General features: G+C 63.5%; 15 protein-coding genes. 11 read left to right on the top strand and 4 right to left on the bottom strand.

Annotated features, from left to right (window positions below; translation table 11 throughout):
• Positions 1–69: 69 nt before the first annotated feature.
• Complete coding sequence (locus ACSPX5_RS26875) at positions 70–663, top strand: MarC family protein (RefSeq protein ID WP_119429392.1); 594 nt, start codon at positions 70–72, stop codon at positions 661–663.
• A 52-nt stretch (positions 664–715) separates the two neighbouring features.
• On the opposite strand, the gene cobJ is transcribed toward ACSPX5_RS26875, so the two are convergent.
• The 4 genes from cobJ to cobG are packed head-to-tail and all read right to left on the bottom strand — an operon-like array spanning position 716 to position 5,067.
• Complete coding sequence (gene cobJ / locus ACSPX5_RS26870) at positions 716–2,419, bottom strand: precorrin-3B C(17)-methyltransferase (protein WP_439820584.1); 1,704 nt, start codon at positions 2,417–2,419, stop codon at positions 716–718.
• Positions 2,419–3,153: a precorrin-2 C(20)-methyltransferase gene (locus ACSPX5_RS26865; RefSeq protein ID WP_425220352.1), complete on the bottom strand. Its 735-nt coding sequence runs from the start codon at positions 3,151–3,153 to the stop codon at positions 2,419–2,421. The genes cobJ and ACSPX5_RS26865 overlap by 1 nt, the downstream gene beginning before the upstream one ends.
• A complete protein-coding gene (locus tag ACSPX5_RS26860; RefSeq protein WP_085609238.1) occupies positions 3,150–3,776 on the bottom strand; it encodes a precorrin-8X methylmutase in 627 nt (208 codons plus the stop codon). The genes ACSPX5_RS26865 and ACSPX5_RS26860 overlap by 4 nt, the downstream gene beginning before the upstream one ends.
• A complete protein-coding gene (gene cobG, locus ACSPX5_RS26855; protein ID WP_439820583.1) occupies positions 3,769–5,067 on the bottom strand; it encodes a precorrin-3B synthase in 1,299 nt (432 codons plus the stop codon). The genes ACSPX5_RS26860 and cobG overlap by 8 nt, the downstream gene beginning before the upstream one ends.
• 144 nt (positions 5,068–5,211) lie before the next feature.
• On the opposite strand from cobG, the gene cbiE reads away from it, so the two are divergent.
• The 10 genes from cbiE to ACSPX5_RS26805 all read left to right on the top strand — a co-directional run bounded on the left by cbiE (position 5,212) and on the right by ACSPX5_RS26805 (position 14,185).
• The gene (gene cbiE, locus ACSPX5_RS26850) at positions 5,212–6,423 is read left to right on the top strand and encodes a precorrin-6y C5,15-methyltransferase (decarboxylating) subunit CbiE (RefSeq protein ID WP_439820582.1); all 1,212 of its coding nucleotides are present in this window, start codon (positions 5,212–5,214) and stop codon (positions 6,421–6,423) included.
• The gene (locus ACSPX5_RS26845) at positions 6,416–7,513 is read left to right on the top strand and encodes a cobalt-precorrin-5B (C(1))-methyltransferase (RefSeq protein ID WP_439820581.1); all 1,098 of its coding nucleotides are present in this window, start codon (positions 6,416–6,418) and stop codon (positions 7,511–7,513) included. The genes cbiE and ACSPX5_RS26845 overlap by 8 nt, the downstream gene beginning before the upstream one ends.
• Entirely contained in the window at positions 7,510–8,238 is a 729-nt protein-coding gene (locus ACSPX5_RS26840; RefSeq protein WP_439820580.1) for a cobalt-precorrin-6A reductase, read from the top strand. The genes ACSPX5_RS26845 and ACSPX5_RS26840 overlap by 4 nt, the downstream gene beginning before the upstream one ends.
• 191 nt (positions 8,239–8,429) lie before the next feature.
• The gene (locus ACSPX5_RS26835; protein ID WP_439820579.1) at positions 8,430–8,732 is read left to right on the top strand and encodes a type II toxin-antitoxin system RelE/ParE family toxin; all 303 of its coding nucleotides are present in this window, start codon (positions 8,430–8,432) and stop codon (positions 8,730–8,732) included.
• A gap of 3 nt (positions 8,733–8,735) precedes the next feature.
• Positions 8,736–9,026, top strand: a complete 291-nt coding sequence (locus ACSPX5_RS26830; protein ID WP_085609233.1) for an addiction module antidote protein — start codon at positions 8,736–8,738, stop codon at positions 9,024–9,026.
• Positions 9,027–9,123: 97 nt separating this feature from the next.
• Positions 9,124–9,525 carry a DUF2946 domain-containing protein gene (locus ACSPX5_RS26825; protein ID WP_085701000.1) on the top strand — a complete coding sequence of 134 codons (402 nt, stop codon included), beginning with the start codon at positions 9,124–9,126 and terminating at the stop codon, positions 9,523–9,525.
• A gap of 48 nt (positions 9,526–9,573) precedes the next feature.
• Positions 9,574–10,053 (top strand): copper chaperone PCu(A)C, encoded by a 480-nt coding sequence (locus ACSPX5_RS26820; protein ID WP_439820578.1) that lies wholly within the window; start codon positions 9,574–9,576, stop codon positions 10,051–10,053.
• 21 nt (positions 10,054–10,074) lie between these two features.
• Positions 10,075–10,521 (top strand): DUF2946 domain-containing protein, encoded by a 447-nt coding sequence (locus ACSPX5_RS26815; protein ID WP_439820577.1) that lies wholly within the window; start codon positions 10,075–10,077, stop codon positions 10,519–10,521.
• An 84-nt stretch (positions 10,522–10,605) separates the two neighbouring features.
• Positions 10,606–12,726: a TonB-dependent copper receptor gene (locus ACSPX5_RS26810; protein WP_439820576.1), complete on the top strand. Its 2,121-nt coding sequence runs from the start codon at positions 10,606–10,608 to the stop codon at positions 12,724–12,726.
• Between the two features lie 79 nt (positions 12,727–12,805).
• The gene (locus tag ACSPX5_RS26805; protein WP_439820575.1) at positions 12,806–14,185 is read left to right on the top strand and encodes a PepSY-associated TM helix domain-containing protein; all 1,380 of its coding nucleotides are present in this window, start codon (positions 12,806–12,808) and stop codon (positions 14,183–14,185) included.
• Positions 14,186–14,254 lie beyond the last annotated feature (69 nt).

The raw sequence follows: 14,254 nt of genomic DNA, 5'->3' as shown, positions 1-14,254 counted from the left end.
ATCTTGCCGTGATGACGCCAGATCCGCCTGATAGACTCCGTTCAACTTTCGTCGGCGCGAGTTTCCATCATGCTCCATGTGTTGTTCAGCGTTTACCTGAAGATGCTGGTGCTCTACAGCCCGTTCTTCGTGTTGTCCTGCTTCATCAGCCTGACCCGGGGTTATTCGCGCAAGGAACAACGGCGCCTGGCCTGGAAAGTTGCGATCGCCACCCTGGTATCGAGCGTGTTGCTGTACCTGTTCGGGCGAGTGATCTTCGACGTGTTCGGCATCACCGTGGATGCTTTCCGCATCGGTGCCGGCAGCGTGCTCTTCATCTCGGCGCTGGGCATGGCGCAGGGCAAGTCGGCGGTGCAGGCCGACAATGTGCAGCAGGACGTGACCATCGTCCCGCTGACCATCCCGCTGACCGTCGGCCCCGGCACGATCGGTGCGCTGCTGGTGATGGGCGTCAGCCAGCCGCACTGGGATGACAAGCTGATCGCGATCATGAGCATCGCACTCGCCAGTTTTACCGTCGGCGTGGTGTTGTATCTGTCGAATCGAATCGAGCGGATTCTCGGCGATCAGGGGTTACAGATCGTCAGCCGGCTCATGGGATTGTTTGTCTGTGCCCTGGCTGCGCAGATCATCTTTACCGGGGTGAAGGGTTATCTTGGTTGACCTGCCACCCCGGAAATGAAAAAGCGGCTCCGAAGGGCCGCTTTTTCATTTCTCAGCTATCGGGTTTCTCGCCATACCAGCGCGGCGTGTACACCCACTCCCCACCGGCAGCCCGTGGAAAAGTGCAGGTCGTGGAGGATCCCACCAGCACCATGGTGCGCATGTCCACCTGATCCGGTGTCAATGCGCCGAGTGTCGTCACCCGCAACGTCTGTCCCGGACGACCGATATCACGGCCCAGCACCACCGGTGTCTGCGGCACACGGTGTTGCGCGACGATTTCCAGTGCGCGCCCCAACTGCCATGGCCGGGCGCGGGAGATCGGGTTGTAGAACGCCAATGCCAGATCGGCTTCGGCGGCCAGATCCAGACGCTTTTCGATGATCGACCACGGCTTGAGGTTGTCCGACAGCGACATCACGCAGAAGTCGTGACCCAGCGGCGCACCGGCCTGAGCAGCGGTGGCCAGCGAGGCGGAAACACCCGGCAGGATTTCCAGATCGACGCTGTGCCACGCCGGATCCGTCGATTCGTGCAACGCTTCGAGCACCGCCGCCGCCATGGCGAACACGCCCGGATCACCCGAAGAAACGACGATCACCGAACGGCCCTCAGCGGCCAGCCTGAAGGCATGACGGGCACGCTGCATTTCTTCGCGGTTGTCCGTGCAGTGCTGCACCTGATCGTCGCGGAACGGACCGGCCATGCGCACGTAGGTTTCGTAGCCGAGCACATCGGTGGCTCGAGCGAGCTCGGCTTTCACCGCCGGCACCATCAGCTCCGCCGCACCTGGGCCAAGGCCGATGACAGCCAGACGTCCGCGCGGACGACCGACCTGCGAAACATCCAGCGGCTGTTCGGCCACGGCGATGGCTATATCGTGGGATGTTGTGATGATTCGAGCGTCAGGGACTGCATCGCGAGCCAGCTCACCGATGTCATTCGCTGGCGCAACAAAGCGCAGCGGCACCGCCAGCTCGAGCGCAGCTTCACGCAAGGCCGGACTGGCCATCTGAACGTCCGCCGCCACCAGACAGGCCAGCGATCGAATCGCCACCCCGGCCTGCTGCAACGCACCGCGAATCGTGCCCGGCAGGTCAGTCACGTCTGAACCGACCGCCACCGCCACGCTGCGTGGATAAATCAGCAACTCACTGGCGCTCGCCATGCGGGCATCGCTGCCCACATGAATCGAACGCTGTGCCAGTGGATCTTCCGGCAGTTGCGCCTGCTCAAGCCACGGCGCAGCACCATCGATGCGCACACTGTGGCCGGCGAGCAGATCAGAGACAAAACGTTTGCCCTGCTCCAGATCGCCTAGCGCGTAACCGCCGGGCGGGTTGAGCAGGCAAGTGCCGAAACGCAATTCGCCGCTGGTGGTGATCGCCGCTGCCACTTCAAGCACAGAAGCGATTTCGCGGGCCATGACATTCACCCCGCCGAGGCCGCCGAGCAACGGCACCACGGCGCTGCCGTCTTCAGCCACGGCGAGCACCGGTGGCTCGACGCCTTTTTCCAGCAATAGCGGCGCCAGGGTTCGAATGACAATGCCGGCCGCGCACAGGGCAATGATCGGCGTGTCCTGTTGATACAGCTCACGCAGGGTCGTGCTGAACTCGCTGTAAGTCTGATCGGCACCTTCGACGCGTCCGCAGAGGCCGTGAATCTGCGCAGCCGGATAAACCTGTTGCAGGCGACGGGCCGTGGCCAGTGCGCCCTGGCCGAGAATGACGATGGCCGGTGTGGAATGAGTCATCAGCCTTGCCACCGTTCGCCGGGCACAATGATCAGCGAGAAGTACGGCGACGACATCGGCTCGACCTCATCCAGCGGCACAATCTTCTGGTTGGCCATGGTGGCGCGCTCGACGTACAGCGCACGCTCGGCCAGGCCCAGTTCTGCCAACACGTCGCGTACTTTCGGGAAGTTGCGCCCCAGCTTCATGATCACCGCCGCGTCAGCATCGGCCAGACGGCGCTTGAGCTCCTCATGCGGCAGCACGCCGGACAGCACTGACAGGCTCTGGTTGCGATACACCAGCGGCGCGCCCAGCACCGAAGCGCCGCCGAGCATCGAGCAGACGCCCGGCACCACTTCGGCTTCGTAACGGCTGGCCAGGCGATCGTGCAGGTACATGTAGGAGCCGTAGAAGAACGGGTCACCTTCGCAGATCACCGCCACATCGCGACCGGCGTCCAGGTGCGCGGCCACTTCCTCGGCAGCGTCATCGTAGAAATCGCTGATCACCTGTTCGTAGGACAGCGGCGCCGGCAGCACTTCGGTGGTCACCGGGTACACCAGCGGCAGCAGATTCTGCGCGTCCTGCAGATGCGCTTCGATGATGCCGAACGCGTTGCCCTTCTTGCCCTTGGCCACGAAGTACGCCACCACCGGCGATTCGCGCAGCAGGCGCAGGGCCTTGACGGTAATCAGTTCCGGATCACCGGGGCCGACGCCCAGACCAATCAAACGTCCTTTAGCCTGCATCATTCGATCTCCGTGGCGAGGGCATTGACCGCAGCGGCGGCCATGGCGCTGCCGCCGAGGCGGCCCTGCATGATCACGAACGGCACGCCACGGCTGTTGGCGGCCAGCTCGGCCTTGGATTCGGCAGCGCCGACGAAGCCCACCGGGAAGCCGAGGATCAGCGCCGGTTTCGGAGCGCCGGCGTCGAGCATTTCCAGCAGATAGAACAGCGCAGTCGGCGCGTTGCCGATCACCACCACGCTGCCTTCCAGATGCGGGCGCCACAGTTCCAGCGCCGCTGCCGAGCGAGTGTTGCCCAGTTCACGCGCCAGCTCCGGCACGCTGTCATCACGCAGGGTGCAGATCACTTCGTTGTTGGCCGGCAGGCGCGCACGGGTCACGCCCTCGGAAACCATCCGCGCATCGCACAGGATCGGCGCGCCAGCGGCCAGCGCATCGCGCCCGGCCTTGCCGGCGCCTTCGGAGAATTGCAGCCCGTCGATGGCCTCGACCATGCCGCAGGCGTGGATCACCCGCACCGCGAGTTTTTCCAGATCGGCCGGGATGCGCGCCAGGTTGGCCTCGCTGCGAATGATCGCGAAGGAGTTGCGATAGATCTCCTGACCGTCGCGGATGTAATCAAGCATCAAGGGGGCTCCGTGAGCGGGCGGCGAGCAGGGCCGCGGCCGCTTCGATAGTAAGGTTGTGGGCGTGCAGCGCGCCAAAACCCGGCAGCGCTGCATCGCGAAAATAGAGATCGTAGTGACCGGGGCCCACCGCCAGCAGAGTCACCGCAGCCCGGTGTGCGGCGGCGCAGGAACGCGAGCAGCCGGACAGGTGCACATCCACGGCGTGCGGCAACAGCGTAGCCAGACGGCGGGCATCTTGTTTGGTGTCGGCAAGACCTTTGCCGCAGCCGTTGGCGCCGGTGCAGGCGATCAGGCGCGCCAAAGGATCTTCGACATGGGTCAGCAGGTTCAGCCTGCCCAATTCGTCGAGCACTTGAACCGCATCGGTTTCCCGCACATCGGGCAGCAACAGACTCTGCCAAGGGGTGAAACGCAGGCTGCCGTCGCCAAAGGCTCTGGCCAATTGCGCGGCGCCACGCAGCATGTCCGGATCGAGGCGGCCGAGCGCCGGTGCGGCACCGACATAGACCTGACCGGCCGATTGCTGAGGATGAATGCCGATGTGCAAGCCCTCCGGCACAGTTTCACGTTGCCAGTCGCCGACGTTTTGCAGACTGATCCGCTGACCGAGTTTTTCGAGGAACACCGGTGCCGGACATTCATCCAGCAGATGCCGCATTCGCGTCTGCTCCGGTCGTGCCAGATCGAGGAACAGTTCCAGCACCGCGGCCACCAGCGCGTGTCCGTCCGCAAGCGCCACGGCGGCCAGCGGTCGATCCGTCGGGCAACCCGCCAGGCCGAACGCCAGCAGCGTATCGCCGTGATCTTCGAATGCCGACAACCAGAGGTCATGGGGATGTTCGAGCATCGCCAGCGCCTCGCCACCGTCCAGTTGCACGGCGAACTTGGCACTCAGCTCGTGGAAGCGCGGATGGCTTTGCAGGGTCTCGAGAATCTGCCCGGCCAATGGGCGGGTATCGAAGCGCAACTGCGGGTCGATGCCGGCGGCGGGGCTGAGCATCAGGTTGCGCACGTCGTCGCCCGCTGCGGTTCGCGGCCCGAGACCGGCAGCCAGCAGGCTGTCGATCAGCGCAGCGGACTGCTCGCCGATCCCGCGAATCTGCAGATTGCCCCGGTTGGTCGCCTCGATCGCCCCACCGGCAAACCGCTCGGCGGCATTGGCCACCGCATCGGTCTGGTCGGCCGTGATCGAACCGCCATCGAGCTTGATCCGGCAGATCCCGCCATCCAGCGCCTGGACGATACGCAGCAACCCCGGACAGGCCGAGGGGCGTATGGCGTTGGACATCGGACGTTCGTTCAAGGGCTGGCAGCTCTGTGGGAAAGGCGCTTCGCGGGCGAAGGCGCGGTATTATGCCTGCTTTGTCCGACGGCATGAAAAGTCTGCCCGTCGGAACGGCGCGTTTGCGGACACTTTTTTGAGAGGCTACAGATGTCACCCTGGCTGACAGTAGTAGGAATCGGTGAAGACGGCTTCAAGGGCCTGGGCAAGAATGCCCGGCGCGCCCTGATGGGCGCTTCGCGGATCATCGGCGGTCAGCGTCAGCTGGATCTGTTGCCGGTGTGCATCCGTGGCGAGCGCCAGTTGTGGCCGAGCCCGTTTTCCCTGGCCCCGGTGCTCGAGCGTCGCGGGGAAGCGGTGTGCGTGCTGGCCAGCGGTGATCCGATGTTCTACGGCGTCGGCGCGAGTCTGGCGCGGCAGGTGCCGGGGACCGAGATGCTGGTTCTGCCGGCGCCGTCTTCGTGCTCGCTGGCGGCTGCCCGACTGGGCTGGCCGTTGCAGGAGGTGGTGATCGTGTCCTTGGTGGCACGACCGTTGGCCGCCCTGAATGCACAGTTGTCCAGCGGCGTGCGCCTGTTGCTGCTGAGCAATGACGGTCAGAGCCCGGCCGCCGTTGCGGCATCGCTGCGCGAGCGTGGATTCGGCGCCAGTCGCCTGAGTGTTCTGGAACATCTGGGTGGCAACGCCGAGCGCCGGATCGACGGCACCGCCAACGACTGGAACGATCCGCTCATTGCCGACCTCAACGTGATCGCCATCGAATGCCTGGCCGATCCGCAGACACCACGCCTGTCCCGCCTCGCCGGTCTGCCGGACTCGGCCTTCCAGCATGACGGCCAACTGACCAAACGCGACGTGCGCGCCATAACCCTCGCCCGCCTCGCCCCGACACCGGGCGAACTGCTGTGGGACGTCGGCGCCGGCAGCGGCTCGATCGGTATCGAGTGGATGCGTGCTCATCCAAGTTGCCGCGCGCTGGCCATCGAGGCCGATGACGGCCGACAGCAGTTGATCGAACACAACCGCGACGCCTTGGGTGTTCCCGGCCTGCAACTGATTCGCGGCAGCGCACCACAGGCCCTCGTCGGGCTGGAACGTCCGGACGCCATTTTCATCGGCGGCGGCGTGACCCGCGAAGGCGTGCTCGACACCTGCTGGGAGCAACTCAAACCCGGTGGCCGGCTGGTCGCCAACGCCGTGACCCTGCAAAGCGAAATGACCTTGATGAGCTGGCGCGATCGCCACGGCGGCGAGCTGACCCGCATCCACATCGCCCAGGCGCAGCCGCTGGGCGAGTTCGACACCTGGCGCCAGGCCTTGCCGATCACCCTGCTCGATCTGGTCAAACCCCTCGATGCGTGACGAAACCGCCGAACAACCCGCGCCCCTGCGCAGCGGCCTGACCACCGGCAGCTGCGCCACGGCCACCAGCCTTGCTGCCGCCCGCCTGCTGCTCGGCGGAGCGGTGGCGGACGCCGTGCAGATCGTGTTGCCCAAGGGCAAGCAGGTGCAGATGCGTCTGGAGTTCTGCCGGCTGACCGATGACGGCGCGGAAGCCGGGACGATCAAAGATGCGGGCGATGATCCGGACGTGACTCACGGCGCCCTGCTCTACTCCCGTGTGCAACTGATCGACGAGCCGGGAATTCGCTTCATCGCCGGTAAAGGTGTCGGCACCGTCACCCGCCCGGGACTGGTGCTGGCCGTCGGCGAACCGGCGATCAACCCGGTGCCGCGCAAGATGATCAGCGATCACCTGACGCTGCTCGCCGAAGAAACCGGCTATAACGGCGGTTTCGAAGTGACGGTCAACGTCGAGGGTGGCGAAGCCCTGGCGCTGAAAACCATGAACCCCCGTCTGGGCATTCTCGGCGGGCTGTCGATCCTCGGCACCAGCGGCATCGTCCGGCCGTTTTCCTGCGCGGCGTACATCGCCTCGATCCATCAAGGCATCGACGTGGCGAAAACCAACGGCTACCTGCACATCGCCGCCTGTACCGGCAACGCCAGCGAAGACACCATGCGCCGGGTCTACAACCTGCCGGAAATCGCCCTGATCGAAATGGGCGACTTCGTCGGCGCCGTGCTCAAGCACCTGCGCAAAGTGCCTGTGGATAAACTCAGCCTGTGCGGTGGCTTCGGCAAGATCAGCAAACTGGCAGCCGGGCACATGGACCTGCACTCGCGCCACTCGAGCATCGACCTGCCGCAACTGGCCGAATGGGCGGCGGCGATTGGCGCCGACGACACCTTGCAGCAAGCCATTCGCGGGGCGAACACCAGTCAGCAGGCATTGGCGATGGCCAGTGCGGCGGGTGTTGCCCTCGGTGATGAAGTTTGCCGCCATGCTCTGGCATTCGCCCGCAGCGTGGTGCCGGCTCAGGTGCAGGTCGAGGTGTTTGCGATTGATCGTCAGGGCGGCATCGTTGGCCATGCGGGGGCTTTTACATGAAACGGATTTTGTTGCTGGGCGGCGTGACTGAAGCCCTGGCCATCGCTCGTACTTTGGGGCCGGAACACATTTACAGCCTGGCCGGCGTCGGCCGGGTCCCGACCGATCTGACGTGTCAGGTGCGCGTCGGCGGCTACGGTGGCGCCGAAGGTCTGGCGCAGTTCATTCGCGACGAGGGCATCGATCTGCTGCTCGACGCGACCCACCCCTACGCCGCACAAATCAGCCGGAACGCCGCCACCGCTGCGCAACTCACCGGCATCCCCTGCTGGGCCCTGCGCCGCCCGGCGTGGCAACCGCAACCGGGCGATGACTGGCGCGAAGTCGCCGACTGGGCCGAACTGATCACCGCCCTCGAACCCTTCCGCCGCCCCCTGTTCACCCTTGGCCGCGAACCGCTGCAACACCTTGATGAAATCCCCGCGCACCAGTTCTGGACCCTGCGCGCCCTCGACGTCTACCCCGGCAACGAACGCTGCGAAGTCATCGGCGCCCGTGGCCCCTTTCTGCTGGAAGATGAGCGGGCACTGTTCGAACGCCGGCAGATCGACGTGCTGATCAGCAAGAACAGCGGCAGCACCGCGACCGAGCCGAAACTGGAGGTGGCGCGGGAGCTTGGGGTACCGGTGATGGTGTTGAAGCGGCCGGAGTTGGCGGGGGTTGATCGGGAATTCATGAGTACGTCTGAAGTCCTGAAAGCCCTCTCCACGTCAGATAATTCCTGATTTCGAGCTAATCCTTGATTTGACCGGCAAATTTTCAGGAAGCAGCTGACTGTTCGTTCTTGCCACCTCACGCCAAGATTTCGATTCCTTTAATCCCCACAGATTTGCAGCGAGCAAATTCTTGAAGCGCACTGCAGCGCTCAAGATAAATGCGGCTTGTCAGTCTGTATCCCAAGGAATACGATTTCGACATGATCGAATTTGAACGATCCCCTGCATTTGCCGATTGGATCGACTCGATGAAAGACACCAATGGCAAAGCTCGCATCATCGCCAGAATTCGAGGTGCAGAGCATGGAAACATGGGTGATTGCGAGTTCGTTGGCAGTGCCGTTTATGAAATGCGTGTTCATTACGGTCCCGGCTACAGGATGTACTTCACACGTAGAGGTGACGTGATTTATATGCTACTGCTGGGAGGTGACAAGTCGACACAAAAACGAGATATCAAACGCGCCATCCGGATGGCGCAAAGCATCGGTAATGAGGAGTAAGTCATGACCGAAAAATTCACCCGCTTCGACGCTGCAGAGTTTCTTAAAACGCCCGAGGAAATGGCGGCTTACCTGGACGCTTGTTTTGACGAAGATGCTGGCGACGGCGTTCTCATCCGTGCAGCACTTAATGACATTGCCCGCGCCCAAGGCATGACCCAGGTTGCACGAGATGCAGGCCTCGGTCGCGAAAGCCTTTATAAAGCGCTCAGCAGCACTGGAAATCCGGAATTCGCGACTATCATGAAAGTCATGAAGGCGCTGGGTTTGCGGTTGCATGCCGTAGCAGGGTGAATCCTCTGCGACACCAAACCGCACGACGCTTTTTTACTTATCGGCCCTGATCAGGCTAAATAGCCGCGCCTGATCGCCCACCCTACGGACCTGTCCCATGAACCGCCACCGGCTCGCATTTGCCTGGATCGCCTGCTTTGCAGTGCTGTTCAACATGCTCGCCATGCCGTTGACGGGAGCGATGGCGCAGGCGGCGCAGACGCCGGCCGAGCAGTTGCTGTGGAGCAGTTTCTGCACCGGCAGCGGGACGAAGATGGTGGCGATCGACATCGGCAGCCTCGATCAGAAAGCGCCGCAGAGCGGTGACAGTCATTCGACCATGCAGCATTGCTGGTGCTGTTCCGGATCGGCGCCGGTGGTGGCGTTGCCGGGGCATTCGCCGCAGCTGTATTTCGCCCAATACGAAAGCAATCGCAGCGTAGCGCCCGCCTTGCTGCAAACTCCGACACCGCGCCAGCAATGGCCGAGCCTCAATCCCCGCGCCTCTCCTCTGGTTTGATTTGTTCCCGCATTTGACCTGCGTTTCAAATCGTTCTGGAGAACTGCCATGTTGAACAAATTCATCGTCATCGCTGCGCTGTTGCTGCCTGCGTGCTTCGCCCATGCCCACGAATACAAGGCCGGCGAGCTGGAAATCGCCCACCCGTGGTCGCAGGAACTGCCGCCGAATGCGCCGACCGTTGCCGCGTATTTCATCATTCACAACGGTGGCAAGACGGCTGACCGCCTGCTCAGTGTCGACTCGCCCATCGCCCCGACGGCCGAACTGCACGAGCACGTGATGCAGGGCGACCTGATGAAGATGCAACAGGTGCCGAACGTGGCGATCCCGGCCGGTGGCAACGTGACCTTTGCGCCGATGGCCTATCACGTGATGCTGATGAATCCGAGCGACCGCAGTCTGCTCACCGACGGCAAGCGCTTCCCGCTGACCCTGCACTTCGAAAAGGCCGGTAACGTGACCGTCGAAGTCGCCGTGCAGAAGAAACCACCGCAGGACATGCCGGAACACGCGCACGCCCAGTAACCCCTTCGGCAGACTCCGCCCATGCGCCCGCGCAGCGCCAGGTCGTCCGTGCAACGCCGTCAGACTGAACACCTGACCCGCGGCAGCTGGATCGCCCTGTTCGCCATGTTGATGATCTTCATCGGCCCGCTGATTTCCCAGTCGATGCCGATGGATCAGCACGCCTCGACCTCCATGCCGATGAGCATGGACATGTCGATGGACATGCCGGGCATGGATCATTCCGGGCACGGTGCACAGCCCTCGGCGGAACATTGCCCGCCGCAATCCTCGCACCACGTGCTGTGGGAAAAGTGCGGCTATTGCAGCCTGCTGTTCAATTGCCCGGCGCTGACCGGCGGCGGCAGCTTCGCCACTTTCAGCATTCCACTCGTCAACACCTTCACCCCACCCTCCCCGCGTCTGGGCCATGCCCGGCAGACCTTCTTCCCCGGCGCCCGCACCCGCGCCCCGCCCGTCGCAGCGTAAACACCCACCTCTGATTGCACACGGTTGAGAAGACAGCTTCAGGCTGCCGGCCGTGTCGTTTACGACTGTTTGATGGAAATTGTCATGTCCAGGTTTTCTGCTGTCCCACGCCCGGGTTGTGCCCCGGCGTCCTTTGCCCTGAACGAATCCCGCGTTCGTTTCAGGCACGCTACCGCCGTCCTTTGCGGCGTCCTGCTGTCCCCGCTGGTCCACGCCGATGAACACACCGGCCATGCTGACGAACTGAGCCCGACGGTGATCACCGCCATCGCCCCGAGCTCGCCGCTGACCATCGTCACCAATCCGAAAGACCCGCGCCAACCGGTGCCGGCCAGCGACGGTGGCGACTACCTGAAGACCATTCCCGGCTTCGCCCTGGTGCGCAACGGCGGCACCAACGGTGATCCGGTGCTGCGCGGGATGTTCGGTTCGCGTCTTAACATTCTCACCAACGGCAGCATGATGCTCGGTGCCTGCCCCGGCCGGATGGACGCGCCGACCTCGTACATATCGCCCGAGACCTACGACAAACTCACCGTGATCAAAGGCCCGCAAACCGTGCTCTACGGACCGGGCGCCTCGGCCGGCACGATCCTGTTCGACCGCGAGCCGGAAAGCTTCGGCGAACTCGGTACCCGCGTGAATGCCAGCGTGCTGGCGGGCTCCCACGGCCGCTTCGACAAAGTCGTCGATGCGGCGGCCGGCGGATCGCTGGGCTATGTGCGGGTGATCGGCAACACCGCGCAGTCCGACGACTACCGCGACGGCAACAACGACATCGTTGCCTCGCGTTATGACAAGTGGAACGGCGACGTGGCGCTGGGTTGGACTCCCGATGCCGACACCCTGATCGAACTCACCGCCGGCAAGGGCGACGGCGAAGCGCGCTACGCCGGACGCGGCATGGACGGCTCACAGTTCCTGCGCGAAAGCCTCGGTCTGCGCTTCGAAAAATCCAACATCACCGATGTACTGGAGAAGCTCGAAGCCCAGGTCTACTACAACTACGCCGACCACGTGATGGACAACTACACCCTGCGCACGCCGTCCGGCACCGGGATGATGGCAGGTCCCATGGCGTCCAACGTCGACCGTCGCACCCTCGGCGCACGGATCAAGGCCACCTGGCGCTGGGCCGACATCCAGCTGATCACCGGGCTCGATGCGCAGACCAACGAACACCGTCAGCGCAGCGGCATGGGCATCGATACCTACAAGGATCAGCCGTACACCAAGGACGCCGACTTCCATAACTACGGGGTGTTCAGCGAGATGACCTGGTACGCCGCCGACCGCGACCGGCTGATTACCGGCGCCCGGGTCGACCGAGCCTCGGCCAAGGATTACCGGCAGAGCATCGGCTCGGGAATGATGTCTCGCCCGAATCCGACTGCCGGCGATACCCGAGCCGACACCCTGCCGAGTGGCTTCATCCGTTACGAGCATGACCTCGCCGACAGCCCGACCACGCTCTACGCCGGCCTCGGCCACGCACAACGATTCCCGGATTACTGGGAACTGTTTTCGCCCAAGTCCGGCCCGGCGGGTTCGGTCAATGCGTTCGATTCGATCAAACCGGAAAAGACCACTCAGCTGGACTTCGGCGTGAACTACAAGGACGCCGACCTGGAAGCCTGGGCCTCGGGCTACATCGGCGTGGTGCGCGACTACATCCTGTTCGACTACACCCCGACGATGATGGGCATGAGCACCTCCCGCGCCGAGAACATTGACGCGCGGATCATGGGCGGTGAACTCGGTGCCGCCTACAAACTCACCGACCACTGGAAAGCCGATGCGACCCTGGCCTACGCCTGGGGCAAGAACAGCAGCGACGGCAAGGCCTTGCCGCAGATGCCGCCGCTGGATGCACGTTTCGGCCTGACCTACAGCGAAGACAACTGGAGCGCCGGTGCACTGTGGAGGGTGGTTGCCGCGCAAAACCGTATCGACCAGAACAAGGGCAACGTGGTCGGCAAGGATTACGACAAGAGTTCAGGCTTCGGCGTGTTCTCGCTCAACGGTGCCTATCGGATCAACAAGAATTGGAAGGTCAGTACCGGCGTCGACAACCTGTTCGGCAAGGCTTACGCCGAACACCTGAACCTGGCGGGCAACGCTGGGTTCGGCTACCCGGCCAACGATCCGCAAGCGATCAATGAACCGGGGCGCACGCTCTGGACCAAGGTGGACATGAGTTTCTAACCCTCAAGGGCGCTCGCTCCCTTCAGGGAGCGGGCGGCAACAGACAACGAGAAGATCCAAGCCAAGCGGAGCACACGTGATGAAACAGCCCAAACCGAATTTCTACAACCTGGCCTGGCGTTGGCATTTTTATGCCGGATTGTTCGTCGCGCCTTTCATGGTGATGCTGGCCCTGACCGGCATCATTTACCTGTTCAAGCCGCAGCTCGATTCGCTGATGTACAGCAGCCTGCTGAACGTCCCCGCCGGGCATCACACGGTGCCGGCCGACGACCTGCTGCAAAAGGTCAGAAGCGCTTATCCACAAGGCCAGGTCACCCAGTACCTGCCACCGGCGAACGCCGAGCGCAGTGCGCAATTCGTGGTGAAGAATGCCGGCCATGAGCTGAACGTGTTCGTTGATCCGTACCACGGCGACATCCTCGGCGAGCAGGATGCCAAGCAGAACCTGCAGGCGCTCGCCCGGGCGATCCACGGCGAACTGATGATCGGCACCGTCGGTGACCGGCTGATCGAACTGGCCGCCGGGTGGGGCGTGGTGCTGGTGGTGTCCGGGGTTTTCCTGTGGTGGCCGCGAGGTCAGGCAGCGGGGATTCTGTGGCCACGCCTGAACAGTCGCGGTCGCGTGCTGTGGCGTGACCTTCACGCGGTCACCGGGTTCTGGGGCGCGGCACTGCTGCTGGTGATGCTGCTCAGCGGCATGACCTGGACCGGCTTCTGGGGCAAGCAGTACGCCCAGGTGTGGAATGTGTTCCCGGCGGCGATGTGGAACAACGTGCCGACCTCCGACGTCGAGGCCGGCAGCCTGAACAACGCCGCGCGCCAGACCGTGCCGTGGGCGATGGAAAACACGCCGATGCCGATGTCCGGTGACCACGCCGAACACATGGCCCACGGCGGCATGCAACACGGTCCCGCCGCGCCGAGTATCCGCCTGCAGGATGTGCAGAACATCGCCATCGAGCGCAAGGTCGAGCCGGGTTACAGCATCACCCTGCCGACCACTTCCACCGGTGTGTTCACCATTGCGGTGTTCGCCGACGACCCGCGCAACGACGCGACCCTGCATGTCGATCAGTACACCGGCAAGGTGTTGGCCGACGTGCGTTTCGAGCAGTACGGCGCGGTTGCCCGGGCCACCGAGATCGGCGTGATGCTCCACGAAGGCAAGATGTTCGGCACCTTCAACCAGATCATCGTGTTGCTGATCTGCCTGATGATCCTGCTCAGCGCCGTCAGCGGCGTGGTGATCTGGTGGAAGCGTCGGCCCCAGGGCAAATTCGGCGTGCCGCCGCTGCGCCACGATCTGCCGAAGTGGAAAACCGGCGTGGCGATCATGCTGGTGCTGGCGGTGGTGTTTCCGCTGGTGGGGGCTTCGCTGGTGGTGGTGTGGTTGCTGGATCGGCTGCTGCTGTCGCGCCTGGGCCGACAAACTGAATCTGCCTCAACTTCATCATGAAACAGGCGAGATGCGCGATCCAGACAGACCTTTAAACTGCCGGGGCTTAAACTCCGGCAATTTTTAGTG

The organism is Pseudomonas sp. HLG18 (assembly GCF_051903985.1).
GTDB classification, from domain to species: domain Bacteria; phylum Pseudomonadota; class Gammaproteobacteria; order Pseudomonadales; family Pseudomonadaceae; genus Aquipseudomonas; species Aquipseudomonas fluorescens_BT.
Note: the sequence above shows the minus strand (reverse complement) of the source record. Positions and strands in the feature narration are given on the sequence as shown.

Bases quoted from the DNA above. Each gene is read 5' to 3' on its own strand.
- ACSPX5_RS26825 (WP_085701000.1), top strand. From the start codon at position 9,124: ATGAACCGCCACCGGCTCGCATTTGCCTGGATCGCCTGCTTTGCAGTG.
- ACSPX5_RS26860 (WP_085609238.1), bottom strand. From the start codon at position 3,776: ATGCTTGATTACATCCGCGACGGTCAGGAGATCTATCGCAACTCCTTC.
- ACSPX5_RS26820 (WP_439820578.1), top strand. From the start codon at position 9,574: ATGTTGAACAAATTCATCGTCATCGCTGCGCTGTTGCTGCCTGCGTGC.
- cobJ (WP_439820584.1), bottom strand. From the start codon at position 2,419: ATGACTCATTCCACACCGGCCATCGTCATTCTCGGCCAGGGCGCACTG.
- ACSPX5_RS26835 (WP_439820579.1), top strand. From the start codon at position 8,430: ATGATCGAATTTGAACGATCCCCTGCATTTGCCGATTGGATCGACTCG.
- ACSPX5_RS26840 (WP_439820580.1), top strand. From the start codon at position 7,510: ATGAAACGGATTTTGTTGCTGGGCGGCGTGACTGAAGCCCTGGCCATC.
- ACSPX5_RS26805 (WP_439820575.1), top strand. From the start codon at position 12,806: ATGAAACAGCCCAAACCGAATTTCTACAACCTGGCCTGGCGTTGGCAT.
- ACSPX5_RS26875 (WP_119429392.1), top strand. From the start codon at position 70: ATGCTCCATGTGTTGTTCAGCGTTTACCTGAAGATGCTGGTGCTCTAC.
- ACSPX5_RS26830 (WP_085609233.1), top strand. From the start codon at position 8,736: ATGACCGAAAAATTCACCCGCTTCGACGCTGCAGAGTTTCTTAAAACG.
- ACSPX5_RS26815 (WP_439820577.1), top strand. From the start codon at position 10,075: ATGCGCCCGCGCAGCGCCAGGTCGTCCGTGCAACGCCGTCAGACTGAA.
- ACSPX5_RS26865 (WP_425220352.1), bottom strand. From the start codon at position 3,153: ATGATGCAGGCTAAAGGACGTTTGATTGGTCTGGGCGTCGGCCCCGGT.
- ACSPX5_RS26810 (WP_439820576.1), top strand. From the start codon at position 10,606: ATGTCCAGGTTTTCTGCTGTCCCACGCCCGGGTTGTGCCCCGGCGTCC.
- cbiE (WP_439820582.1), top strand. From the start codon at position 5,212: ATGTCACCCTGGCTGACAGTAGTAGGAATCGGTGAAGACGGCTTCAAG.
- cobG (WP_439820583.1), bottom strand. From the start codon at position 5,067: ATGTCCAACGCCATACGCCCCTCGGCCTGTCCGGGGTTGCTGCGTATC.
- ACSPX5_RS26845 (WP_439820581.1), top strand. From the start codon at position 6,416: ATGCGTGACGAAACCGCCGAACAACCCGCGCCCCTGCGCAGCGGCCTG.